Origin of the sequence: Micromonospora tarapacensis, assembly GCF_019697375.1 — a bacterium.
GTDB classification, from domain to species: domain Bacteria; phylum Actinomycetota; class Actinomycetes; order Mycobacteriales; family Micromonosporaceae; genus Micromonospora; species Micromonospora tarapacensis.
Map to the genome: position 1 here is coordinate 1,838,951 of NZ_JAHCDI010000004.1, position 23,618 is coordinate 1,862,568.

Sequence of the window (23,618 nt, forward strand, 5' to 3'; positions counted from 1 at the left end):
GCCCGCTGGCCGACGTCGTCCAGCAGGACTGGTACAGCGGCACCCTGCCGTACGCGGTCACCGCCTACCAGGCACTGGCCGGGCGACTGGCCGAGGTCACCACCCATCCGGGCACCGACCGGATCGCCCTGCGCGTCGGCGAGCAGTACGTGAGCTGCGTCGACACCGCGGACGGCGGTCCGCTCACCGTCGGCGCCGACCCCGCCTGGTTCGACGTGTTCGACTGGGGACGCGACACGGTGGCGCTGCGCGCCGCCGGCAACGGCCGGCACGTCGGCGCCGGCGACGACGGCGTCCTGCTCAACGACCGTCCCGGACCGGAGGGCTGGGTGGTCCGGGAGACCTTCCAGTTCGACCCGCTGCCCGACGGTGTCGTGCTGCTGCGCCACCTCGGCACCGACCGGTACGTCACCGTCGACGGCGAGGGCGGCTGCGCGTCGGCGGCGACGACCCGCGGGCCGGCACCGCCTTCGGTATCGAACTCGTCGACGACGGTGCCGCCCGCGCCGCCGCGCTGGCCGCCGCCGCCGATGTGGCCGTGGTGGCGCTGGGCAACCACCCGATGGTCAACGGACGGGAGACCGAGGACCGCGTCGACCTGGCCCTGCCGGCCCGGCAGGAGGCGCTGCTGCGCGCCGTGCACGCCGCCAACCCGCACACCGTGCTGGTGCTGACCAGCAGCTACCCGTACGCCGTCGGTTGGGCGCAGGAACACCTGCCGGCGGTGCTGTGGTCCGCACACGGTGGGCAGGAGCACGGCACCGCCCTGGCCGACGTGCTGCTCGGCGACGCCGAACCCGGCGGCCGGCTCACCCAGACCTGGTACGCCGACGCCGCGGACCTGCCCGACCTGCTCGACTACGACGTGATCGGCGCCGACTCCACCTACCTGTACTACCGGGGCGAGCCGCTGTACCCGTTCGGCCACGGGCTCTCCTACACCCGGTTCGACTACACCGACCTGCGGTTGAGCACCGCCAGCGCGATCGCCGGCGAGGAGGTCGAGGTGCGCGTGGACGTCACCAACACCGGCGGCCGGGCCGGCGAGGAGGTGGTGCAGCTGTACACCCGGCAGCGGCGTTCCCGGGTCAAGCAGCCGTTGCGGCAACTGCGCGACTTCGCCCGGATCGTCCTCACCCCCGGTGAGCGGCGCACCGTCACCCTGCGGCTGCGCACCGCCGAGCTGGGCTGGTGGGACGCCGAGCGGGATGCCCTGGTGGTGGAGGATGCCACGCACACCGTGCTGGTCGGGCGCTCTGCGGCCGACGTGCGGCTGGTCGGCGCCGTGGCGGTACGCGGCGAGCCGGCGGGGCGGCCGTCGCGGCTGCGCGCCGCGAGCGGCGCCCGGTGAGCCGGCGGGGACGGGTGCCGTCCGGCCAGCCCACCATCGCCGACGTGGCCCGGCACGCCGGTGTCGCGGTGAGCACCGTGTCGTACGTGCTCAGCGGCAAACGGGCCATCTCCGAGCTGACCCGCAACCGGGTGATGGCCAGCATCCGGCTGCTCGGCTACCACCCGAACGCCGGGGCGCGGGCACTGGCCAGCCGACGCGCCAACGTGATCGCGTTGGTGCTGCCGCTACGCTCGGGCATCCAGGTGCCGGTGGTGATGCAGTTCGCCACGGCCGTGGTGACCGCTGCCCGCCGGCACGACCACGACGTGCTGCTGCTCACCTCCGACGAGGGCCCGGCAGGGCTCCGACGCATCGCGGCCGGCGCCCTGGTCGACGGGGTCCTGGTGATGGACGTGGAGCTGGACGACGTGCGGGTCCCGCTGCTGCGGGAGCTGGGTCGACCCAGCGTGCTGATCGGCCTGCCCGCCGGCACGGACGGGCTGACCTGTGTGGACCTGGACTTCCATCGGGCCGGCCAGGTGTGCGTGGAGCATCTGGCGGGGCTGGGGCACCGGCGTGTCGCGCTGCTCGGTGCCCCGGCCGCCGTCTACGACCGGGGCACCGGGTTCGCACACCGCACCCGGGCCGGCGTGGTCGAGGCGGCGGCCCGGCACGGTGTCGACGCGCTGACCCTGGCCTGCGAGGAGAACGCCGCCGAGGTGCACCGCCGGGTGGTCGACCTGTTCGCGCAGCATCCCGGACTGTCCGGTCTGGTGGTGCAGAACGAGGCGGCGGTCGGTCCGGTGCAGGCGACGCTGGTGGCGTTGGGTCGGCGGGTGCCGCAGGACGTGTCGGTGGTGGCCGTCTGCCCGGACCAGTTCGCCGAGCACGCCAGTCCCCGTCTGACCTCGGTGCCGGTGCCCGCCGAGGAGATCGGCCGGCAGGCGGTGTCGTTGCTGATGCGCAGGCTGCACGACGAGCCGGTGCCGGAGGTGACGCTGCTGCAACCCCGGCTGACCGTCCGGGACAGCACGGCCACGGCCGCCGGACCGGCCGCGGCGCTGGACGGCACGGCCACGGCCGCGCGGGCGGCCGTGGGGTACGGCGGCCCGACGGTGGCGCGGTGACCGGGCCGGTCCACCGGATCTGGGCCACCGCCCCGGCCGTCATCTGGGAGGACGCGTTCCTGTCGGGCAACGGTGAGTACGGGATCATGGTGCACGGCCGGCCGCCCACTAGACTGCCCGTTCGATGGACGACCAGCCCGCCCCCGACATCCGTTCCTGCGCCCACTGCGGACGCGACGTGCCGCAACGTGCCGGTGCCGGCCGCCCCTTCCGGTACTGCCGCGACAACGACGGGGCCTGCCAACGGGCCTCCCGCAACAGCCGGATGCGCCACCGCAACGCCCCGGGCCTGCCCGGCCAGGTGGCCCGCACCTGGGAGGCGGTGGACCGGCTCGACCAGATCGTGGAGACCCTCACCGACGCGCTGCACGCCGAGCTGTCCCCGGCCGGTGTGGAACGGCAGCTGGCCCAGGTCCGCGCCGAGACCGCGCGCGCGGTCGCGGCGGCGCAGACGGAACGCGACGAGGCGCTGCTGGCGGCCGAGGACGCCGCCGCGCGCGCCGAGCGGGACCGCCGGCAGGCGCAGGCCGCGACGGCGCAACGCGACGCCGCCCAGGTCGACGCCGTCCGGGCCGGCGAGCTGGCGGCGGCGGCCACCGACCGCGCCGAGCGGGCGGAGGTGGCCCGCGACGAGGCACGCCGGGCGGCGGCCGCCGCGGAGGCGTTGCGGGCGCAGGCCGAGTCCGACCGGGACGGCCTGCGCGCGCAGGTGGCGTCGCTGCGCGCCGACCTGGACACCGAACGGCGCCGGGCCACCGAGCTGACCGCCGAACGGGACGCCGGCCGCGCCGACGCCCGGCGCGCCGCACGCACCGCCGCCGAGGCGAGCGCGCAGGCCGCGCAGTTGCGGGTCGACCTCGGACAGTTGCGGGTCGACGCCGAGCAGACCCGCGCCGACGCCGCGCGGGCCCGCACCGAGGCCGAGCAGGCCGACGCGCGGGCCGACGCGGCCCGCGCCGACGCCGAGCGGGCCGGGGCGGCCCACGCGCGGGCCGACGCCGATCGTGCCCGGGCGCAGCAGGCGGCCCGGCAGGCCGGCGAGGAACTGGCCGCCGTCACCGCCCGCCTGGAACCGCTGCACACCGACCTGCAGGCCGCCCGCGCGGCGGGGAGCGCCGCCGAGGGTCAGGTGGCCCAGCTGACCGCACGCCTACGCGAGGTCGAGGCCGACCGCGACGAGGCCCGGCAGCGGTGGCGCAACTCGTCGGCCAGGTCGGCGACCTCGCCGCCGCCCTGGCCCGCCTCGCCCCCACCCCCTGACCCGGCGCCGATCACAGGTGTGGCGGCGACGAAAGCCGCCGACGGTACGTCTCGACGACCACAGGCGCATGATCGCCGCGGGCGTCGGGTGTCGGGGCGGCGGGGGACGATGGTGTCATGGGTAAAAGGTATGAACGCATCGACGGGCGGCTACGGGAGTTCATCGAGGCACAGCCGATGTTCTTCACCGGCACCGCGCCGCTGGGCGGCGACGGCACGGTCAACCTGTCCCCGAAGGGCCTGCGCGGCTGCCTCGCCGTGCTCGACGAGAGGACCGTCGCCTACCTGGACTTCGCCGGCAGCAACGCCGAAACCATCGCCCACCTGAGGGAGAACGGCCGGATCACCCTGATGTGGTGCGCCTTCTCCGGCCCGCCGACCATCGTGCGGGTGCACGGCCACGGTGAGCCGGTGTTCCGCGACGACCCCCGCTTCCCGGGCCTGCTGGCGAGCTTTCCGGACATCGACCCGAGCGGGCACGGGCTGCGGGCGATCATCGTGGTGCACGCCCGGCTGATCCGTGACACCTGCGGCTACGCGGTGCCGTTGATGACCTACGACGGCGACCGGGACCTGCACGCCCGGCGGTTCGCCCGGGAGGACGACGTGTCGCTGGGCACCTACTTCGCGGGCAAGGACGACATCGCCACCAGCATCGACGGCCTGCCCGGCCTGCCGTTGCCACTGCCGCCGACCCCGCGGGCCGGCTGACGTCCCCGGCGCGTCACCCGCCGCCGCGACCGTGGGTGCGCCCGGGCCGGTACGATTCCGCTGGCGGCGGCGGTCCGCCGAGACGACCCGGCCGGGACGACCCCGCCGGGCGTGCGTGATGGCCGGTTACCCTTGACCTCGCACCCGCGGGAGCGGGCCCGCGTGGGGCGTGGGGAATGGCCCGGCGCAGGCGGACCGTTACACCGACAGGACCAGCACCACCGAAGAGGGGAAGTCGATCATGGGCGAGCGCATGCTGCGCGGTAGCCGGCTGGGCGCGGTCAGCTACGAATCCGACCGCAACACGGAGCTCGCGCCGCGGCAGACCCGCGAGTACCTGTGCGCGAAGGGACACCAGTTCGAGGTGCCGTTCGCCGTCGACGCCGAGGTGCCGACCACCTGGGAGTGCAAGTTCGACGGCAGCGTGGCCCGGCTGGTCGACGGCAACGAGCCGGAGCAGAAGAAGGCCAAGCCGCCGCGCACCCACTGGGACATGCTGCTGGAGCGCCGCTCGATCGCCGAGCTGGAGGAGATCCTCGCCGAGCGGCTGCAGGAGGTCCGCACCCGCCGCGGTCGCGCCTGAGTCACATCACGACGGCGCCCCCGGGACAGTTCTCCCGGGGGCGCCGTCGTGCGTGTGGGCGGCTCGCTCAGCCGTTGCGCGGCTCCACGATCTCTCCCTCGATGGCCCCCGCATCGTCCACCGGCCGCGGGGCCGACTGCGGCGACGGGCCGGTCGGCTGGGGCGGGGCCGCGGCCGGCTGCTCGGGCGCGCCCCGGTACACCCGTACCCGGCGCGGGCCGAACATGTCCCCGGCGGCCATCGACGACACCCGGCGCTCAGCGGCCCGCTGCATCCCACCGCGGGCCAGCCGCCGCACCGGCGGCACCAGCAACACCAGCCCCACCAGGCCGCTGACCAGCCCGGGGGTTGCCAGCAGCAGCGCACCGAGCAACCCCACCAGCCCCTCGGTCACCTGCCGACCCGGCGGCCGGCCGGACTGCGCGGCCTCCCGGAAACCCCGCCACGCCCGGATGCCCTCCCGGCGCAGCAGCACCAGCCCCACCAGCGAGGCCGCGAACACCAGCAGGGTCGCCGCGCCGAAGCCGATCGCCCGGCCCACCACCACGAACACGGCCAGCTCCGCGGCCACGGACACGAGCAGGGCCAACGGTACGAACCTCAGTGCTCGGCGCATATCACCCCATCCGCCTCACGGCGTCTCGTCGACTCCGCCACACCCGGCGGGCGCAGGCGCCCCGTCCATCCAGCATGACACGCCTGCGCTCACGGCCATCGGGCCTGTCCCGCCGTGGCGCCGAGCAACCCGCGCCGCATCGCCGTACGCCGGTCACGCACCGCCCAGCCGGTGATCCGCCACAGCGCCTCGGCCACGATCAGCGGGCTCATCTTGCTGGCGCCGCGTTCCCGTTCGGCGAACGTGATCGGCACCTCCACGATCCGCGCACCGGCGCGGTGGGCCAACCGGGACAGCTCCACCTGGAACGAGTATCCCTGCGAGCACACCGACTCCAGGTCCAGAGCCTCCAGCACACTCGCCCGGTAGACCCGGTAACCGCCGGTCGCGTCGGCCACCGGCATACCCAACGCCAGCCGCGCGTACAGGTTGCCGCACCGCGACAGCAACAGCCGCCGCAACGGCCAGTTGACCACCCGGGCGCCGCGGGTCCACCGCGACCCGATCACCACGTCGGCGTCGCGGGCCGCGGCCAGCAGCGCCGGCAGATCCTCCGGGGCGTGTGAGCCGTCGGCGTCCATCTCCACCACGGCGTCGAAGCCACGCTGCCGCGCCCACGCGAAACCCGCCAGGTACGCCGCGCCGAGGCCCTGTTTGCCCTCCCGGTGCAGCACGTGCACCCGCTGGTCGGCGCGGGCGATGCCCTCGGCGATCTCGCCGGTGCCGTCGGGGCTGTTGTCGTCGGCGACGAGGATCTCCACCTGCGGCGCGGCCTCGCGGACCCGTCGCACGATCGCCGTGACGTTGTCGGCCTCGTCGTAGGTCGGGATGACCACCAGCACCCGGCCCACTCCGGTCACCACCGCACGGATGTCGGTCCTGTGCACCACCGCTGCCCCCTCACCCCGGGCCGCCGGCCGCCTGTCCGGGTCGGCCGCCCCACCGTCGCCGCAGCACCGCCGCGCCGGCCAGCGCGGCCACGGCCAGCCCGGCCAGTGCCACCTCCGGCAGCACCCCGACCCGGGTGGCCAGCGTGCTTCCCTCGGTCAGCCGCAGCTGCCGCACCACGACCGCGCGGGTGTTGAACCCGGTGGCGTCGCTTACCCGCCCGTCGGGGGTGACGAACCCGGACACCCCGACCGTCGAGGCCATCAACGCCGGCCTGCCGTGCTCGACCGCCCGCAGCCGCACCATGGCCAGCTGCTGACGCGCCTCGGCCACGTCGAACGTGGCGTTGTTGGTCTGCACCACCAGCAACTGCGCCCCGCCGACGACGGTGTCCCGGACCAGCCCGTCGTAGGCGACCTCGAAACAGATCACGTCGCCGAGCACCGTCGCACCGGTGTCCACCACCCCCGGTGCGGTGCCGGCGACGAAGTCGGCCCGTACCCGGTCCACCTGGTCGCTGACCAGGCGGGCGATCCGGCGCAGCGGCACGTACTCGGCGAACGGCACCGGATGCCGCTTGGTGTACAGCTGCTCCAGGTCGGGTCCGCTGCCCGGGCGCCACAGCAGCCCCGCGTTGCGCACCTGTCCCCGCTCCGGCCCGACCAGCACGGCGCCGACCAGGATCGGCACGCCGACGGCGTCCGCGGCGGCCGAGATCCGGCTGCCGGCGGCCGGGTTGCGCAGCGGGTCGATGTCGCTGGAGTTCTCCGGCCACACCACCAGGTCGGGTCGGGGCCGGGTGCCGGCGGCCACCTCGCCGGCCAGCGCGATGGTGGCGTCGGCGTGGTTGTCGAGGACCGCCTGCCGCTGGGCGTTGAAGTCCAGCCCCAGCCGCGGCACGTTGCCCTGCACGATGGCCACCGTGACGGTCCCGCCGGGGCGGGTCGTGGCGACCGGCACCAGCAGCCCACCGGCGAGCAGCAGCACCACCGCGGCGGCGCACCCGGCCGCGGGCACCCACCACCGGCCGTCGGTCGCGCCGCGGCGGGACCGGACCGCCCACCAGGCACCGGTGACGAGCAGCCCACCGGTCAGCGCCACCGCGAACGTCACCAGCGGCGCACCGCCCAGCGCGGCCAGCCGCAGCAGGGGCGAGCCGTCCTGGCCGAAGGCCAGCCGCCCCCACGGGAACCCGCCGAACGGAGTCCGGTCGCGCAGCGCCTCCTGCCCCACCCACAGCACACCGGTCAGTGCCGGCCACCCGGCCGGCACCCGGTCGGCCAGCGGCGACACCCACGCCGTGGCCAGGCCCAGCAGCGCCAGGTAGCCCGCCTGTAGCAGGGACAGCAGCACCCACGGCAGGTAGCCGGTGTGCAGGTTCGTCCAGGCCAGCAACGGCGCGAACAGGGCCAGACCGGTCAGGAAACCCAGGCCGGCGCCGGCACGCAGCCGGCGCCGGTGGGTCGCGGCGGCCAGCAGCGCCACGCCGACCGGCGCCAGCGGCCACCACCCGTACGGGGAAAGGCCACCAGCAGCGCCAACCCGGCCGCCACCGCCATCGCCACGGCCACCGGCAGGCGCACCGGGTCGGGGCGCCCGCGCCGGTCCGCCGGGTCGGCGCGGTCCACGGTCGTCACGGGCGTTTCGGGCGCGATCACGCGCCGAAGGCTACCTGGCCGACCCCGCCGCCCGCGGCGCCGCCCGCCACCGGCTCCCACCCGCTGCCCGCCTGCCTGGCCGACCGGCGGGCGGCCCAGACGGGGCCGGGGCCGAACCGGCTACCGGCGGCGGGTCAGCAGGACGGCGTCGTGGACCGTGCTGTCGCGGCCGTCCGGATCCACCACCGACCGGGGCCGGGCCTGGGCCGCCAGCACCTCGAAGCGCGCCGGGTCCAGTTCCGCGGCGACCTGCTCGGCGGTGAACATCATCTCCGGGTAGTGCATGCGGTGCACCGTGGTCCACAGGTCCGACGGGTGGTGCCCGACGATCAGCAGCCGGCCACCCGGTGCCACCGCGTCGGCGAGCCGGGTGAACAGCTCCCGCCGCTGCTCCGGCGGCAGGTGCATGAACTGCGCCGACACCAGGTCGTAGGCGCCCGCCGCGGGTGGCTGCCGCCGCAGGTCGGCGTGGCTCCACTCGATCCGCCCGGCCACCTCGCCGCCGGCGGCGTCCGCGTGGGCGGCGGCCCGCGCCAGCGCGACGGTGGAGATGTCCACCGCGGTGACCCGCCAGCCCCGCTGCGCCAGCCACACCGCGTCGGCGCCCTCGCCACAGCCCACGTCCAGGGCCCGGCCGGGGGCCAACCCTGCCACCTCGGCGACCAGTTGCCGGTTCGGCCGGCCGCTCCACACCACCGGTGCGGAGCGGTAGCGCTCCTCCCAGGCCACCTCGGTGAACATGACCTCCCGCTGCCGCCGGTGCTCGGTCACCGCGTCGCGGGTGTCCTCCGCCACCAGATCCATGTTGATCATCGCTGCGGCCGTCATGCCGGCGCCGGCGGCGCGGATCACCTGGGCGGACACGTCGGCGACGTTGCCGGCCACCCAGACACCCGGCACGGCGGTGGCGCCGGTCGCGTCGGCCGGGATCTGCCGCCCGACGACATGACCGGCGTTCTCCACGTCGACCGGGGTCAGCCCGAGCGACTCCAGCAACGCCGAACGGGCGGTCATCCGCGACGCGACCACCACCGCGTCGAGCTCGACCACCTCGCCGGAGGCCAACCGCACCCCGGTGAGCCGGTCGTCGACCACCTCCAGCGCGGCGACCCGGCCGGGTACGACGGCGATGCCCCGCGCGGCCAGCCGCTCGGCCTCCTCGGCCCCGGCTGCGCCGCGTCGTGCAGCAGCAGCCGCACGTGCGGGCTCCACTGCCGCCACAGCTGTGCCTGGTGTGCGGCGAGCGGCCCGGTGGCGAGCACCCCGATGCGCCGGTCCCGGGCCTCCCAGCCGTGGCAGTACGGGCAGTGCAGCACGTCGCGGCCCCACCGCTCGGTCAGCCCCGGCACCTCGGGCAACTCGTCCACCAGCCCGGTGGTCACCAGCAGCCGCCGGGCCCGCACCGCGCGCCCGCCGTCGACCGTGACGACGAAGCCGGTCCCGTCGCGGGCGACCGCGTCGACCCGCCCGGCCACGATCTGCCCGCCGTAGCCGGCGACCTCGTCCCGGCCGGCCGCCACCAGCTCGGCCGGGGGCGTCCCCTCCCGGCCGAGATAGTTGTGCACCCCGGCGGCGGGAGCGTTGCGCGGCTGACCTGCATCCACCACCAGCACCGTGCGTCGCGCCCGGGCCAGCGCCACCGCCCCGGCCAGTCCGGCGGCACCGCCGCCGACCACCACCACGTCGTACCGGTCGTCCATCTGGTCCCCCTCGTCGCTCAGTTGCCCACAGCCTGCATCGACCGCCGGAAGACGACAAGTAATCTTGCCGCTATGGCAAACGAGGAGGCGGCGGTGCTGGCGGCGGTGGGTCCCCGGTTGCGGGCCCTGCGTAAACACCGCGGCACCACCCTGAGCGAACTCGCCGACACCACCGGCATCTCGGTGAGCACCCTGTCCCGGCTCGAATCGGGGCAACGCCGCCCCACCCTGGAACTGCTGCTGCCGCTCGCCCGCGCCCACCAGGTGCCGCTCGACGAACTGGTCGGCGCGCCGGCCGTCGGCGACCCCGGGTCCGCGCCCGCCCCATCGTCCGCCACGGCATCACGTTCCTGCCGCTGACCCGCCGCACCGGCGGCCTACAGGCGTTCAAGCAGATCCTGCCACCCCACACCCCCGCCGACCCGCAGCCACAGTCCCACGAGGGCTACGAGTGGCTGTACGTGCTCTCCGGCCGCCTCCGGCTGCGCCTCGGCGAACACGACCTGATCCTCGTCGCCGGCGAGGTCGCCGAGTTCGACACCCGGGTACCGCACTGCGTGGCCAACCCCGATCCGGAACCCGCCGAGGTGCTCAACCTGTTCGGCCCGCAGGGTGAACGACTGCACGTGCGGGCCCGCCCCGCCACCGGCACGACCGGCACCTGACCCTCAGGCGGTGCACGGAGACGAAGTCGGGGCGCGGCGTACGCCGCGCCCCGATGCTCCCAGGCCCCTCCCGGCCGGTGCGGCGGGATGTGGCACGTCGACCTTCGGACCGACCGGACGGCGACTGGCTGCCCCCGTCGGGCCGTTGTCTACTGGCCGTGCACCCCACCCTGCCCGTACACCGGTAACTGCGGCCGGTTCGCGCCGCCCCGCCGACCCCCGCCCGCTGGACCTGGCCGCCGCGACTGAACATGCACCATGTCGCTCGGCCAGCGGACGAAGGGACGAAGCGAACAGCAGCCGCTTCCCGTGGTAGGACTCAAAGACGGTACGTGGCAGACCCCCGACCTTGTCAACCCACCACCGACGAGTCGTCGCGCCCCCTCGGCGTGTCGCACCGGCAGACCGGACGAACCCGGCGCCCGCACCGCCACCACCAACCGCCCGAGCCGCACGACACCCGGGGCACCCTCAGCCGATCAGGGGCCGCAGCAATGCCCTGGCCGCCACCGGATGCTCCGCCGCCAGCAGTCCCGCTGCGGCCAGCACGTAGTCGGTGTCGACCACCGGCCGCGCCGCCCGGGGCAACGCCCACCCACCGGCGTGATCAGCCAACACCGCCGCCAGCACCCCCACCGCGTCGTCGCCCCGGGCATGCCGCAACACCCCACCCGAACCGACCAGCAGCCGCACGTCCCGCAGATCCCGCCCGACCCGCTCCCCGGTGCCCACCCCACGGGCGTGCCGGCGCAGCGCCACCGTCGCCGCCAACGCCGCGATCCGCGCGTCCACCGCCCGCCCGGCGTCGTCGACCGGCAGGAACCCCGGCACCGCCGCCCGGGCCACCGCAGCCGCCGCCAACCCCTCCCGCTCCCCGCCGCCACGAGGCGCTCCTCGGCCGCGGCACGCACCACCCCCGGGGCACTCCACCGCAACCCCAGGTCACCCTCGACGGTCCGGGCCCGCCACAACGCGCCGGCCACCTCCCGACCCGGCCCACCGGCCCGCTCGTCGGGAGTCAGTACCGAATACACGTCCGTGGTGGCGCCACCCACATCGACCACCACCAGGTCACCACCGACCACGTCGGCGAGGCTCTCCACCCCGGTCAGCACCGCGTCCGGGGTCGCCGCCCGCACCAGCCGCACGAACCGGCCACCCCGCGACAACCGCTTGCCGCCGATGACATGCCGCAGGAACACCCGCCGGATCGCCGACCGCGCCGACGACGCCGCCAGCACCCCGATGCGGGGCAGCACATTCTCCGCCACCGTCACCGGCACCCCCGCGGCAGCCAACACCGCCTGCAACCCGTCCCGGACCTCGACGTTGCCGGCGAGCACCACCGGCACCCGCCACCGGGCCCGCGCCAGGCGGGTCGCGTTGTGGGTCAACGTCTCGGCGTCCCCACCGTCGGTGCCACCCACCAGCAGCACCACGTCCGGGCGCGCCGCCCGCAACGCCGTCAGCTCCGCCCGACCCAGCCGCCCGGCGGCCACGTGCACCACGTCCGCCCCGCCGACAGACCCACCCGCCGGCCCGCCTGCGCGGTGACCAGCGACTCGTAGCCGACAACGGCCAGCCGCAACCCACCACCGGCCGACGAGCACACGAACCACGGCACATCGCCGCACCCCAACCCGGCCGTGGCGGCCGCGACCGCCGCGTCCAGGCCGTGCAGCACATCGGAATCCACGGTGGTCGGCGCCGCCGCCGCCGACACCAACCCACCACCGTCGAGGTCCACCACCGCGACCTTCGTGTACGTCGAACCGACGTCGGCGCAGACCGCGACGTTCACGCCGACGCGGGCACGACCACCGTGCCGGTGGCCGTCACCGCCACCACCGGCGGATCGAGCACCTCCGCGGCCGACCCACCCCGGTCCGGGCGACCCCGACACACCACCACACACCTCAGCTCCACCGTGCGGCTGCGCTCACCCACCCGGCTGACCCGACCGGTCACCTCCACCACGTCACCGGCCCGCACCGGCGCGTGGAACCGAACCTCGGCATACCCGGCGAACAGCCCCTCGTCACCGTCGGTCCGGATGCACACCTCCGTGGCCACATCCCCGAACAGACCCAACGCGTACGCCCCGTCGACCAGGTTCCCCGCGTAGTGCGCGTGCGAATACGGCACATACCGCCGATGCGTCACCGTCAAACCCAACCGCGCGTCACTCATGACGGCACTCCGCGGCGCCTCGTGCCGCCACGAGGCACCACGACACCGCGTTGATGATGCACTCGCTGACGCTCGCTCATGCCGACCTCGCCTTCCTGTCCGTGACCAACGCGTGGACCAGATAGGACGCCACCTCACCCGGCGTGGTGCCCCGACCGAAGATCCGATCCACCCCCAACTCGGCGGCCTGCGACTCGTCGAACCGCGGCCCACCCACGATCAGCAACGGCCGCCGGCCCGCCGGCAGCGCCTCCCGGAACGCCGCCGACATCTCCCTCGTGTTGTGCAGATGCGCGTCACGCTGGGTCACCACCTGTGACACCAACACCGCGTCGGCCCGCGCCACCCGCGCCGCCTCGACCAACTCCGGCACGCTGACCTGAGCCCCCAGGTTCGTCACCGACAACTCCCGGTAGTACTCCAGGCCCTTCTCCCCCGCGACGCCCTTCACATTGAGGATCGCGTCGATGCCCACCGTGTGCGCGTCCGTGCCGATGCACGCCCCCACCACCGACAGCTTGCGACGCAACCGCCGCTTCACCACCGCGTTCACCTCCCTGGCGCTCAGCAGCGGAAAGTCCCGCTCCACCACCCGCACCGCCGACAGATCCACCAGATGGTTCACCCGCCCGTACACCACGAAGAAGGTGAACCCGCCACCCATCTGCTTCGCGTGCACCAGCAACGCCGGATCGATACCCATCCGGTTCGCCAACTGGACCGCCGCACCCTCGGCCCGCTTGTCATGCGGCACCGGCAACGTGAACGACACCTGCACCATGCCGTCACCGGTGGTGTCCCCGTACGGCCGCACGACCGCCCCGCTCATACCGGCCGCTCCAGAATCTCGGTGGCCGGGTTGTAGTAGTCCACCTCATGCCGCGCCACCCCGGCCAGACCCTTACCCCGATCCGCCGGCCGCTTCATGATCCCGAACGTGCCCTCGGCGATCGCCGTCAACAACGACTGCTCACCGATCCGCTCCAGCAACCGCACCGCCTCACCCAGCACCCGATGCGCCCGCCGCTGGATGAACCCGCCCGGCGCCGGCAGGAAATCCTCGTGCAAACCGCCCGCCGCACCCAACACGTACCGCACGTTCTGCAACGCGATGTCCCGATCCGACAACCACGGCGTCACCACCGCCTCGGTCATCATCCCCACCAACAGGATCCCCTGCCCGGTCATGGCACCCACCAGGTTGAAGAACCCGTCCAGAAGGTTGCCCCGGAACACGTCACCGGTCATGTGCTTCGTCGGCGGCATCCACTTCAACGGCGCGTCCGGAAACAACTCCCGCGCCAGCAACGCGTGCGCCAACTCCAACCGGAACGACTCCGGCACCTCCGGGTTGATCTCGAACGCGTGCCCCAACCCCAACTGCCAGTCCGCCAACCCCGCCTCGTGCGCGAAGTACTCGTTGAGCAGCTGCGACACCGTCACCGTGTGCGCCTCCTCCACCGCGTCGGCGGTGGTGAGGTAGTTGTCCTCACCGGTGTTGATGACAATCCCCGCCCGCGCGTGCACCTGCCGGGAGAACCGCTGGTCCACGAACGTCCGAACCGGATTGATGTCGCGGAACAGAATCCCGTACATCGAATCGTTGAGCATCATGTCCAGACGCTCCAGACCCGCCAGGATCGCCATCTCCGGCATGCACAACCCCGACGCGTAATTCGTCAGCCGCACATACCGGCCCAACTCCTTCGACGACGAGTCCAGCGCCGCCCGCATCAACCGGAAATTCTCCTGCGTGGCGTACGTGCCCGCGAACCCCTCCCGGGTCGCCCCCTCCGGCACGTAGTCCAGCAGCGACTGCCCCGTCGACCGGATCACCGCCACCACATCCGCCCCCGCCCGCGCCGCCGCCTGCGCCTGCGGGATGTCCTCGTAGATGTCCCCCGTCGCCACGATCAGATAGATCAACGGACGCCGACCGCCACCGCCCGGCCCGTCCACCCCACGCTCCACCGCCGCCCGACCCCCGTACCGCCGCACCAGACGCTCCCGCTCGGCCCGAAGCCGGTCGATCTGCCGGATCCCCACCCCGACCGCCCTACGGGCAGCCCGCCGCGCCACCGTCGCGGCCCTCCCCGACGGCACCGCGAACCGCACCGACCCGGCAGCGGCCTTCTGCGCCAGCAACGTCACATCGGTCATCTGCTCCCGAACGAGCGCGTCGAAGACCGGCCCCGCCACCCCGTGCCCCAACCCGACGTCCGCGACCACCGCGTCCACCAGACGATTCACCCACGGAATCCCGTCCGGATCGGCACCGGCCACCCCGGCCAACCGCAGCACCGCCCGCTCCACCGACACCGTGGTGTGACTACGCGCCAACTCGACCACCGGCCGCCCGGCCGCCCGCGCCAACTCCCGCGCCCGCGCCACCAGCACCGGATCCAGATCCAGCTTGCCGGTCACGCCGCCACCCCCCGCCACCCGACGCCGCACCGACGCACACCCGTGCCGCACACCCTCACGCAACCCCATCCCCATAGATCAACTCACCGCGCAACACCGTCGCCCGGCACACCGGCAACGGCGTCGGATCCGACACCCCCCGCGCCTGGACATCCTCGGCCTGCAACACCGGCAACCCCCGCTCCACCCCCGCCGGGGTGGACCACACCGCGAACGTCGCCGGCGCCCCCAACGCCAGCACCCCCTCACCGTCCAGGTGCACCGCCCGCCACCCGCCCCGGGTGTGCGCCGCGAACGCCGCCCGCACACTCATCCGCTGCACCGGACTGTGATGCGCCGCCGCCGCCCGCACCGACCCCCACGGATCCAACGGCGTCACCGGCGAATCCGAACCAAACGCCAACGCCACCCCGACCGCGTGCATCGCACCCATCGGATTCGACGCCAACGACCGGCCCAACCCCAACCGCGTCTCGTACATCCGGCCCGCGCCACCCCACAACCGGTCGAACGCCGGCTGCATCGACGCCACCACCCCGTACTCCACGAACCCGGCGATCAACCGCCGATCCATGATCTCCGCATGCTCCACCCGGTGCCGCGCCGCCCGCACCCGATCCGTCCCCAACCTCCCCGCCGCCGCCGCGAAACCCTCCAGCACCGTCGAGATCGCCGCGTCACCGATCGCGTGGAACCCGCCCTGCATCCCGTGCGCCGCACAGTCCAACAGATGATCACGAACCTGCTCCGCGCTCAGATACCCGTGACCACACCCGGCACCATCGGCGTACGCCTGCGACAGATGGGCCGTCCGCGACCCCAACGCACCATCGGCGAACAGGTCACCCCCGGCACCCACCGCACCCAGCGCCCGCGCCCGCGCCGCACCACCCAACTCACCCCAGTACCCGTACACCTCCGGCACCCCCGCCCCGGAGATCGACAACAACCCGGTGAAATCCTCCTCGTCGGAGATCTCCGGCCCACCACACTCGTGCACCGCCGCGATCCCCAACGACGCCGCCCGCGCCAACGCCACCCGCTGCGCAGCCACCCGCTGCGCCCGCGTCACCGACGCCCGCGCCACCGCCCGCACCACATGATGCGCATCGCGCCGCAACCACCCCGACCCGTCGTACCCGGCCGCATCCACCGCCTCCGGACACGCCGCCAGCAGCGCCGAGGAGACCAGGGCCGAGTGGATCGACGCCTGCGACAGGTACACCCGCCGGCCGCCGGCCGCCCGACCCAACTCCGCCGCCCCCGGCGGCTGCGCCACCGGCCACGTCGACTCGTCCCAACCGTGCCCCAGCACCACCGCATCCACCGGCAACCGCGCCGCGAACGCCGACACCGCGTCCAGCAGACCACCGGCCGACCGCACTCCGGACAGATCCAGCCCCGACAGCACCAACCCGGTGTCGCTGACATGCACATGCGCATCCACGAACGCCGGCGTCACCAGCGCACCGTCCAGCTCCACCACCCGGTCCGCCGCCGGCGCGTCCACGTCCGCGCCCAGCCAGACGATCCGCCCGTCCCGCACGAGCAGCGCCGTCGCGGACGGGTCCGCCGGGCAGTGCAGCACACCGGCGCGATACAACGTCGAGGGGTTGTTCGTCATGGCCTCAGTCTGCCGCCAGCCGAGCCTCGAACAGACCACGGACCCCCGGCTCGCCGCGCAGCAGACCCAGCGCCAACTCCGCGTGCCCCGGCACGTACCCGTTGCCGACCAGCATCGTCACGTCCGCCGCCAGGCCCTCCGCACCCAGCGCCGCCGCGGCGAAACTCGTCGCCATCGAGAAGAAGATCACCGTGCCGCCGTCCGCGGTGGCCAACACCGCACCGTGCTCGCAGCCCGGCACGTCCACGCAGACCACCGTCACGTCGGCCGGCACACCCAACGCCGCGGTCACCGCCGTCGACAACGCCACCGGGTCACGGGCGTCGGCCAGCGCCACCGCGTCGGCCAGCCCCGCCGCCGCCAGGGCGGCACGCTCCGCGGCCACCGGCACCACCCCGACCGTACGACCCGCACCCGCCCGCCGAGCCGCCGCCAACGACAGCGAACCACTCTTGCCCGCACCACCGATCACCGCCACCGTGACCCGCCGGGCGTCCCCTCGGCCGCCCGCTCGGCCACGTACCGCGACACCACCCGGGCGGTCAGCGCCGGCGCACCGCACACGTCCAGCACCGCCAGGGACAGCTGCGGGTCCAGATCCGCCGGCAGCACCGCCACGATCGACCGGGCGAACAGGATCGCGTGCCCGTCGCAGGGGGCCTGCTCGCCGCGCCCGTCCCAACCGGCCAACCCGTCGGTCACCACCAGCGGGGTCAGCGTCAGCGACACCAGGGTGGCCACCCGCTCGCCCGCCTGGAGCCCCAGCGGCGAGCGCCGCCCGACCTCCTCGACCGTACCGATCAGCATCCCGCCCGAACCGGTCACCGGGTTCTGCATCTTGCCCCGGGTGGTGATGATGTCGAGGACCTCGGCGCGCACCGCGTCGCCGTCCCCACCGTGCCGCTCGAACAACTGCCGGAAGCTCGCCGCGTCCAGGTTGATCCGTTCGACCCGGATCCGCACCTCGTTCGGCCCGATCGTCGGGCGGGCATCCAGCCGCCAGGCGGCCTGCGGCAGCACCCCCGCCGGTTCCACGACGCGGTGCAGACCCACCGGTGATGTCACGCCGACCTCCCTGTCCAGCCGTCTGAAGCCCCGACCCGGGCTCGCACAACGGGAAAACTTCCGGCAGAATAATTTCTTTGCCGGATATTTTCCAGTAGCCTCGGCCCGCTGATCACCGACACAAGCCAGAGGAGGGGCCGTGACCCAGACCCGACCGCCGGTGCAGACCATCCCGGCGCCCCAGCCGGCCCCCACCACCACGCTCACCGGCCAGCCCTACGAATACCGCCGCAACCCACTCGTCGAACCCGACTGGACCCGCTTCCCCGGCTGGCGCCAGGTGACCCGCGACCAGTGGGAAAGCGCACAGTGGCAGCGCGTCAACTGCGTCAGGAACATCAAACAGCTGCGCACCGTCCTCGGCGACACCGTCGACGAGACCCTCTACACCGACCTCGACGCCGACCAACGCGCCCTGGCCACCATGTCCATGCTGGTGACGCCACAAATGATCAACACCATGGTGCCGTTCGCCCCGCTGACCACCGAGGCGTTCCTCGCCGACCCGATCCGGCGATACATGATCCCGGTCGCCTCCGACCGCCGCACCGACTGGCCCTCACACCCGTACGCCACCCGCGACTCACTGCACGAACACGACATGTGGGTCGCCGAAGGGCTCACCCACCGCTACCCCACCAAGGTCCTCGCCGAACTGCTCTCCACCTGCCCGCAGTACTGCGGGCACTGCACCCGCATGGACCTGGTCGGCAACTCCACCCCCGCGGTCGACAAACTGAAACTCGCCCTCAAGCCGGTCGACCGGTACGACGCCCACATCAGCTACCTGAAGGGCCACCCCGGGGTCCGCGACGTCGTCGTCTCCGGCGGCGACGTGGCCAACGTGCCCTGGCGCAACCTCGAGTCGTACCTGATGCGCCTGCTGGAGATCGAGACCATCCGCGACATCCGGCTCGCCACCAAGGCCCTCATGGGCCTGCCCCAACACTGGCTGCAACCCGACGTCGTCGAGGGCCTCGAACGCGTCGGCCGCACCGCCGCCCGCCGTGGCGTCAACCTGGCCATCCACACCCACGTCAACCACGCCCAGTCGCTCACCCCACTCGTCGCCCGGGCCGCCCAGACCGCGCTCGACGTCGGCGTACGCGACGTACGCAACCAGGGCGTCCTGATGCGCGGGGTCAACGCCACCAGCACCGACCTGCTCGACCTCTGCTTCGCGTTGCAGGGCGAGGCCGGCATCCTGCCCTACTACTTCTACATGTGCGACATGATCCCCAACGCCGAGCACTGGCGCGTCCCGGTCTGGCACGCCCAGCAACTCCAGCACGACATCATGGGCTACCTGCCGGGCTACGCCACCCCACGGATCGTCTGCGACGTCCCCTTTGTCGGCAAGCGCTGGGTGCACATGGTCACCGAGTACGACCGCGAGCGCGGGATCTCCTACTGGACGAAGAACTACCGCACCTCCATCGAGTCCGCCGACCTGGCGGCACTCGGCAAGCGCTACGCCTACTACGACCCGATCGACACGCTGCCGGACGCCGGCCGGCGTTGGTGGCAGACCCACCGCGACGGCTGAACCCGAGCCCGCCGGCCGCTGCGCCGCCGGACGGCGCTCAGGTCACCCGGACGGGCCGCCGGATCACCCCGGCGGCCCGTTGCCGTCCTGCGCGGTCACCTGCTGAAGGTGTCCTTCGCGTTGCGGCCGGCATCCTTGACGTTCTCGCCGCCGGCCTGCCGCCCGCGGGCCTCGGTCTGCTCGGTGGCGCCCTCGGCACGCATGCGCTCGTTGTCGGTCATGTCGCCGACGCGCTCCTTCGCGGCGCCGCTCAACTGCTCGACCTTGTTCTTCGCCTTGTCGGTGAAGCTCATGTCGCCTCCCTGCCTACCTCGGCGGTGAAGCGGAGCGGGTAACTCCGCTTCCTGGTGGTCTCCCCCGATGTCGTTGGCTGAAACGGCTGCTGGCCGTGTCGGGTGGGACACATTCGCTATGGCATCCTAGGACACTAGGGTTGCTGTCCCTGCCGTTTCGTGCCCGGCGATCCGGCCCGCCACCCGGCGGCGGGCACGCCTTGCTGGTTGACTGGAGGCATGAGCGAGGTACTGCTCGTCCGGCACGGGGAGACCGCCTGGAGCGCCAGCCGACGACACACGTCGTACACCGATCTGGAGCTGACCCCCGACGGTGAACGGCAGGCCCGCGCGCTCGGTCCGGCGCTCGCCGGCCGACGGTTCGCCGCCGTCCTGAGCAGCCCACGCCGCCGGGCGCTGTACACCGCACAACTGGCCGGGCTGAACGTCACCGGCGCCGACGAGGATCTCGCCGAGTGGAACTACGGCGACTACGAGGGACGCACCACCGCGGAGATCCACGAGGAGCAGCCGAGCTGGAGCGTCTGGACCGACGGGTGTCCCGGCGGCGAGTCCCCCAGCGAGGTGGGCGAGCGCCTCGACCGGCTGCTCACCAAGCTGCACCCGCTGCTCGACCGGGGCTCCGTCGCACTGGTCGGACACGCCCACTCGCTGCGCGTGCTGGGCGCCCGGTGGATCGCCCTGCCACCGTCGGCCGGCGGCCTGCTCCGCCTCGACACGGCCACCCTCAGCCTGCTCGGCCACGAGCACGGGCGGCGGGTCATCCTCCGGTGGAACCAGCCGCCTCCCCCGCCGGCCGGGACCGCGGCGGGGTCGGTGGCCCGACACTGAGCTTCCGGGGCGGGATGCCGGGAGGAACACCGGCACCGACCCGCCCCCACGGGCGATCGGCTCCGGTGCGGCGTCGACGCCGCACCGGAGCCGACCCGCGGCCCTCCTGGAATCAGAGGTGGCGCGCCGCCTCGTCGAGGAAGTGCTGGGCGTATCGCTCCGCCGGGATGTCACCGAGGTAGTACTTCTTGAGATCGTGCCGGCTGGTGGCGAGGGGGTCGCTGCCGAGAAGGTCGTCGAGGGCCGTGTCGAGCCCCTGCACCCGGCCGCCGTGCGCGTCGATCACGTAGCTCGCCCGGGCGAGCGGGAACTCGTCGGTGAACGTGACCGCCGGGGTCGAGACGGCGACCATCGCGAACGGCTTCTCCGAGTACAGGTAGTCGGCCACCACACTCGACACGTCCGACACCAACACATCCGAGGCGTTGAAGCAGTCCACCACCGACATCTTCGCCTCGGCCTGGTTGCCGAAGACGTGGGGCCGCCCGTTGGCCCGACGGTCTTCGGCGAGCAGCGCCTGGATCCGCTCGCACTCACGATTCAACGACGGCGAGCGACGGCTGTACGGGTGCGGCCGGAAGACGATGCTGCAACCACGCGCGACCAACGCCTTGATGATGTCGTAGCCGACCGGCAACGAGGAGTAGTTGGAGTCGGCGTAGAAACCAGCCCACGTCGGCGCGTAGAGGACCCGGGGGCTGGCGATCGAGGAGATCGGCTTGGCGGCGACGGCGACGTTCTCCACCTGGGGGCGCCCGACGACGGTGAACATCTCCGCCGGCATCCGCACCCCGTTGGCCGCGAACCGGTCGATCGCGGCCTGACCGGCGACGAAGTTCTTGTCGTACATCCGGAAGACCGGATTGTGGCTCGGCACCTTGTCGCTGTCGCCGTGGTTGAGCTGGATGTGCGTCAGGTTCGTGTACCGGATGAGGTGGTTGTTCCTCGTCGCGGTGTTGACGTAGAAGGCCACCCGCATGGACGGCGTGACCACGTCGTCCAGGTCCTCCAGCCTCGACCGGAGCACCACCGGGGCCTTGCTGAGCGCCGTCACCTCGCTGAAGTTCGCCTCGCTGCGCACCAGCACGAAGAACTTCCGACCCAGGCGTTCCAGGTACGGCAGCCACATCGCGATCTGGTAGGCGGTGCCCGCCGGTGCGTTCCAGTGCAGGACGAAGGCCGGCTCGTAGGCCGTCAGCGCGGCGAACAGGTTCGCCTCGGCGGTGCGCCGCGCCCGTACCCGGGTCAGCGCCTGGGCCGCGGTGAACAGTGCCAGTCCGAGCGCCGCGGCCGCCACCGCCGCCGCGACCGCCCCGAGGGCGTCGGCGAACGCGCAGACGAGCGCCACCAGCACCGCTACGGCGTTGACCAACGCGACGCGGCTGGTGTTCGGACGGCGGTACGGCCGGGCGCCGATCCCGGGCAGGTTCGCCGAGACGGGATAGGCGGCCCGGGCGATCAGCGCCAGCGGTGCCTCGCTGAGCACCGCCAGGCCGGCGAGGGCGACGCCGACGGCAAGTGCGGGATCGACGCCACCGTCCGCCGCGCCGAGCAGGTACGCGCCGGCGAGCAGCAGGACGCGCGCCACGGCGGCCTTCCCCGCCGCCACCGGGGTGCCGCTCAGCGCACCGCGCCACGTCCAGGCCAGCAGACCGGCGGCGAACACTGCGGGGGGGAGCGCCCAGAGACGGGAACCTCCCACCGCCGCCAGGAGCAGGGTGGCGAGGGCCGACACCTCGATCACCGAGGAGACCAGCCGCGCCCCGGCGCTCGATGCCAGCCACCCGCTCAACCCGGACTTGTCCGGACCCGCCGTCGTCACCGTCCGCCCCCAGTGGACAACGGGTTGATCCGCAGCACCCGACCCATCCGACCTCGCCAACTCGTCAGCGATTCCTGTTGCAGCCTGAGTTCCTTCTCCAACTGAGTTTCCCGCTCCTCAAGCGACTTCGTCCCGCGCGGTTCGCGGAACGGTGGTTCGAAGGCGTCGGCAGGGCGTCCGAGACCGCCGTCGGGTCCCTGCCGGAGCCAGCGCAGGCGCGACATGACCTTGCCGTACGGCAGTGGGGCACCGATACCGACAGCGGTGACCGGCATCTTCAGCCACTCGATGACCTGGGCGAGGCGCTCCAGGTGTGGCAGGAACGTGTCCCGGTACGAGTTTGCCATCGGCAGGACAAACCGGTCGAACTCGCCGGTGGTCCGGCGGATGTGGGTACTGAGATTCACCGGACGTTCATGGACGTGGGAGTTGGCTACCGCCTCGGCCCCGGGCACACTCGGAACCCGGAACACCGCGCTGTGGAAGAGCATGTTGCCGGAGTTGGACCGTGTCATGAGCGGACTCCGGGCACCGCCTGGTCGAACCGCGATCGCACCGATCGGCACATCTCACCCTCCGCTGGAAACCCGTACCGCGACCGGTGACGCCGAGGCGGCAGCAGCCGCGGCCCGGCGCCGGTCATGATCCGGGTCTCACTTTCCGCCGAATCAGGGATGGATCCTAGCCCCGCCCGCTGCGAGTCGGCGGCACGGGGTTGCGGGTCAACCCGCCTGCGGACCCGCCGACTCGACCGGGACTCCCCGGGTGCGGGGCTGGCTCGCCGGGTTCGAGGCGATCTTCGGCGGGCGGTGCTCGTACGGGGTGGACAGAACGACGGTGGTCCGGGTGGTGACGTTGGCCGAGGTCCGGATCTCCTGCAACACCCGCTCCAGGTCAGCCGGACCGGCCACCCGCACCAGCAGCAGGTAGAAGTCCTCCCCTGCCACCGAGTAGCACGAGTCGATCTCCGACAGGTGGGCCAGCCGTTCCGGGGCGTCGTCGGGCTGCGACGGGTCGAACGGCCGGATCGCCACGAACGCCGTCAAGGGCAGGTCGAGCGCCTCGAAGGAGACCTGCGCGGCATAGCCCTTGATCACGCCGCGCTGCTCCAGCCGCCGCACCCGCTGGTGCACGGCGGACACCGACAGGCCCACCCGCTCGGCGAGATCCGTGTACGACAGCCGGCCGTCCACCCTCAGCGCGGCGACGATGGCCCGGTCGATCTCCTCCACGGCGTGCAACCTACCCGCAATGGCCCGCCGATGCGACGACGGGGCCCGCC

General features: G+C 73.3%; 17 protein-coding genes and 6 pseudogenes. 8 read left to right on the top strand and 15 right to left on the bottom strand.

Annotated features, from left to right (window positions below; all coding sequences use genetic code 11):
- The first annotated feature begins 430 nt into the window (after positions 1-430).
- From KIF24_RS32855 to KIF24_RS14300, 5 genes and pseudogenes are all read left to right on the top strand, one after another.
- Positions 431-1,351 carry a glycoside hydrolase family 3 C-terminal domain-containing protein gene (locus KIF24_RS32855; protein WP_230416420.1) on the top strand — a complete coding sequence of 307 codons (921 nt, stop codon included), beginning with the start codon at positions 431-433 and terminating at the stop codon, positions 1,349-1,351.
- On the top strand, positions 1,348-2,460 hold the full coding sequence (locus KIF24_RS14285) for a LacI family DNA-binding transcriptional regulator (protein ID WP_221084453.1): 1,113 nt from the start codon (positions 1,348-1,350) through the stop codon (positions 2,458-2,460). Before KIF24_RS32855 ends, KIF24_RS14285 begins: the two co-directional genes overlap by 4 nt.
- Before the next feature lie 124 nt (positions 2,461-2,584).
- A pseudogene (locus KIF24_RS33965) lies at positions 2,585-3,720 on the top strand (hypothetical protein).
- A gap of 117 nt (positions 3,721-3,837) precedes the next feature.
- Complete coding sequence (locus tag KIF24_RS14295; protein WP_221084454.1) at positions 3,838-4,431, top strand: pyridoxamine 5'-phosphate oxidase family protein; 594 nt, start codon at positions 3,838-3,840, stop codon at positions 4,429-4,431.
- Positions 4,432-4,672: 241 nt separating this feature from the next.
- A complete protein-coding gene (locus KIF24_RS14300) occupies positions 4,673-5,014 on the top strand; it encodes an RNA polymerase-binding protein RbpA (RefSeq protein ID WP_221084455.1) in 342 nt (113 codons plus the stop codon).
- A gap of 67 nt (positions 5,015-5,081) precedes the next feature.
- Here KIF24_RS14300 and KIF24_RS14305 read toward each other — a convergent pair whose 3' ends face one another.
- The 5 genes and pseudogenes from KIF24_RS14305 to KIF24_RS14325 all read right to left on the bottom strand — a co-directional run.
- Complete coding sequence (locus KIF24_RS14305; RefSeq protein ID WP_221084456.1) at positions 5,082-5,630, bottom strand: FxsA family protein; 549 nt, start codon at positions 5,628-5,630, stop codon at positions 5,082-5,084.
- 89 nt (positions 5,631-5,719) lie between these two features.
- Positions 5,720-6,520, bottom strand: a complete 801-nt coding sequence (locus KIF24_RS14310) for a polyprenol monophosphomannose synthase (protein WP_331461129.1) — start codon at positions 6,518-6,520, stop codon at positions 5,720-5,722.
- Between the two features lie 10 nt (positions 6,521-6,530).
- Positions 6,531-8,155 (bottom strand): annotated as a pseudogene (gene lnt / locus KIF24_RS14315) (apolipoprotein N-acyltransferase).
- Positions 8,156-8,296: 141 nt separating this feature from the next.
- A complete protein-coding gene (locus KIF24_RS14320) occupies positions 8,297-8,917 on the bottom strand; it encodes an SAM-dependent methyltransferase (RefSeq protein ID WP_230416423.1) in 621 nt (206 codons plus the stop codon).
- 15 nt (positions 8,918-8,932) lie between these two features.
- Positions 8,933-9,876: pseudogene (locus tag KIF24_RS14325) on the bottom strand (NAD(P)/FAD-dependent oxidoreductase); the annotation flags it as partial.
- A gap of 72 nt (positions 9,877-9,948) precedes the next feature.
- Here KIF24_RS14325 and KIF24_RS14330 point away from each other — a divergent pair.
- Positions 9,949-10,541: pseudogene (locus tag KIF24_RS14330) on the top strand (helix-turn-helix domain-containing protein).
- Between the two features lie 471 nt (positions 10,542-11,012).
- On the opposite strand, the pseudogene KIF24_RS14335 reads toward KIF24_RS14330, so the two are convergent.
- The 6 genes and pseudogenes from KIF24_RS14335 to kdd all read right to left on the bottom strand — a co-directional run bounded on the left by KIF24_RS14335 (position 11,013) and on the right by kdd (position 17,844).
- A pseudogene (locus tag KIF24_RS14335) lies at positions 11,013-12,342 on the bottom strand (glutamate mutase L).
- Positions 12,339-12,731, bottom strand: a complete 393-nt coding sequence (gene kal / locus KIF24_RS14340) for a 3-aminobutyryl-CoA ammonia lyase (RefSeq protein ID WP_221084458.1) — start codon at positions 12,729-12,731, stop codon at positions 12,339-12,341. The pseudogene KIF24_RS14335 and the gene kal overlap by 4 nt, the downstream one beginning before the upstream one ends.
- A 76-nt stretch (positions 12,732-12,807) precedes the next feature.
- A complete protein-coding gene (gene kamE, locus KIF24_RS14345; protein WP_221084459.1) occupies positions 12,808-13,560 on the bottom strand; it encodes a lysine 5,6-aminomutase subunit beta in 753 nt (250 codons plus the stop codon).
- On the bottom strand, positions 13,557-15,155 hold the full coding sequence (gene kamD / locus KIF24_RS14350; protein WP_221084460.1) for a lysine 5,6-aminomutase subunit alpha: 1,599 nt from the start codon (positions 15,153-15,155) through the stop codon (positions 13,557-13,559). Before kamD ends, kamE begins: the two co-directional genes overlap by 4 nt.
- Positions 15,156-15,210: 55 nt before the next feature.
- Positions 15,211-16,779, bottom strand: coding sequence for an amidohydrolase (locus KIF24_RS14355; RefSeq protein WP_221084461.1), 1,569 nt, complete (start codon positions 16,777-16,779; stop codon positions 15,211-15,213).
- 4 nt (positions 16,780-16,783) lie between these two features.
- Positions 16,784-17,844 (bottom strand): annotated as a pseudogene (gene kdd, locus KIF24_RS14360) (L-erythro-3,5-diaminohexanoate dehydrogenase).
- A gap of 139 nt (positions 17,845-17,983) precedes the next feature.
- Between kdd and KIF24_RS14365 the strand changes: the two are divergent.
- Positions 17,984-19,390, top strand: a complete 1,407-nt coding sequence (locus KIF24_RS14365; RefSeq protein ID WP_221084462.1) for a KamA family radical SAM protein — start codon at positions 17,984-17,986, stop codon at positions 19,388-19,390.
- A 95-nt stretch (positions 19,391-19,485) separates the two neighbouring features.
- On the opposite strand, the gene KIF24_RS14370 is transcribed toward KIF24_RS14365, so the two are convergent.
- Positions 19,486-19,683 carry a CsbD family protein gene (locus KIF24_RS14370; RefSeq protein ID WP_221084463.1) on the bottom strand — a complete coding sequence of 66 codons (198 nt, stop codon included), beginning with the start codon at positions 19,681-19,683 and terminating at the stop codon, positions 19,486-19,488.
- A 219-nt stretch (positions 19,684-19,902) separates the two neighbouring features.
- Between KIF24_RS14370 and KIF24_RS14375 the strand changes: the two genes are divergently transcribed.
- On the top strand, positions 19,903-20,514 hold the full coding sequence (locus KIF24_RS14375) for a histidine phosphatase family protein (RefSeq protein ID WP_221084464.1): 612 nt from the start codon (positions 19,903-19,905) through the stop codon (positions 20,512-20,514).
- Between the two features lie 112 nt (positions 20,515-20,626).
- Here KIF24_RS14375 and KIF24_RS14380 read toward each other — a convergent pair whose 3' ends face one another.
- From KIF24_RS14380 to KIF24_RS14390, 3 genes are all read right to left on the bottom strand, one after another.
- Positions 20,627-22,336, bottom strand: coding sequence for a CDP-glycerol glycerophosphotransferase family protein (locus tag KIF24_RS14380; RefSeq protein ID WP_221084465.1), 1,710 nt, complete (start codon positions 22,334-22,336; stop codon positions 20,627-20,629).
- Entirely contained in the window at positions 22,333-22,851 is a 519-nt protein-coding gene (locus KIF24_RS14385; protein WP_221084466.1) for a hypothetical protein, read from the bottom strand. Before KIF24_RS14385 ends, KIF24_RS14380 begins: the two co-directional genes overlap by 4 nt.
- A 207-nt stretch (positions 22,852-23,058) precedes the next feature.
- On the bottom strand, positions 23,059-23,568 hold the full coding sequence (locus tag KIF24_RS14390) for an Lrp/AsnC family transcriptional regulator (protein WP_221084467.1): 510 nt from the start codon (positions 23,566-23,568) through the stop codon (positions 23,059-23,061).
- Positions 23,569-23,618 lie beyond the last annotated feature (50 nt).

What these genes read in the sequence shown, in the direction of transcription:
- KIF24_RS14295 (WP_221084454.1), top strand. Translation starts at nt 3,838, where the DNA reads ATGGGTAAAAGGTATGAACGCATCGACGGGCGGCTACGGGAGTTCATC.
- kamE (WP_221084459.1), bottom strand. Translation starts at nt 13,560, where the DNA reads ATGAGCGGGGCGGTCGTGCGGCCGTACGGGGACACCACCGGTGACGGC.
- KIF24_RS14370 (WP_221084463.1), bottom strand. Translation starts at nt 19,683, where the DNA reads ATGAGCTTCACCGACAAGGCGAAGAACAAGGTCGAGCAGTTGAGCGGC.
- KIF24_RS14385 (WP_221084466.1), bottom strand. Translation starts at nt 22,851, where the DNA reads ATGACACGGTCCAACTCCGGCAACATGCTCTTCCACAGCGCGGTGTTC.
- KIF24_RS14300 (WP_221084455.1), top strand. Translation starts at nt 4,673, where the DNA reads ATGGGCGAGCGCATGCTGCGCGGTAGCCGGCTGGGCGCGGTCAGCTAC.
- KIF24_RS14375 (WP_221084464.1), top strand. Translation starts at nt 19,903, where the DNA reads ATGAGCGAGGTACTGCTCGTCCGGCACGGGGAGACCGCCTGGAGCGCC.
- KIF24_RS14320 (WP_230416423.1), bottom strand. Translation starts at nt 8,917, where the DNA reads ATGTTCACCGAGGTGGCCTGGGAGGAGCGCTACCGCTCCGCACCGGTG.
- kal (WP_221084458.1), bottom strand. Translation starts at nt 12,731, where the DNA reads ATGAGTGACGCGCGGTTGGGTTTGACGGTGACGCATCGGCGGTATGTG.
- KIF24_RS14355 (WP_221084461.1), bottom strand. Translation starts at nt 16,779, where the DNA reads ATGACGAACAACCCCTCGACGTTGTATCGCGCCGGTGTGCTGCACTGC.
- KIF24_RS14305 (WP_221084456.1), bottom strand. Translation starts at nt 5,630, where the DNA reads ATGCGCCGAGCACTGAGGTTCGTACCGTTGGCCCTGCTCGTGTCCGTG.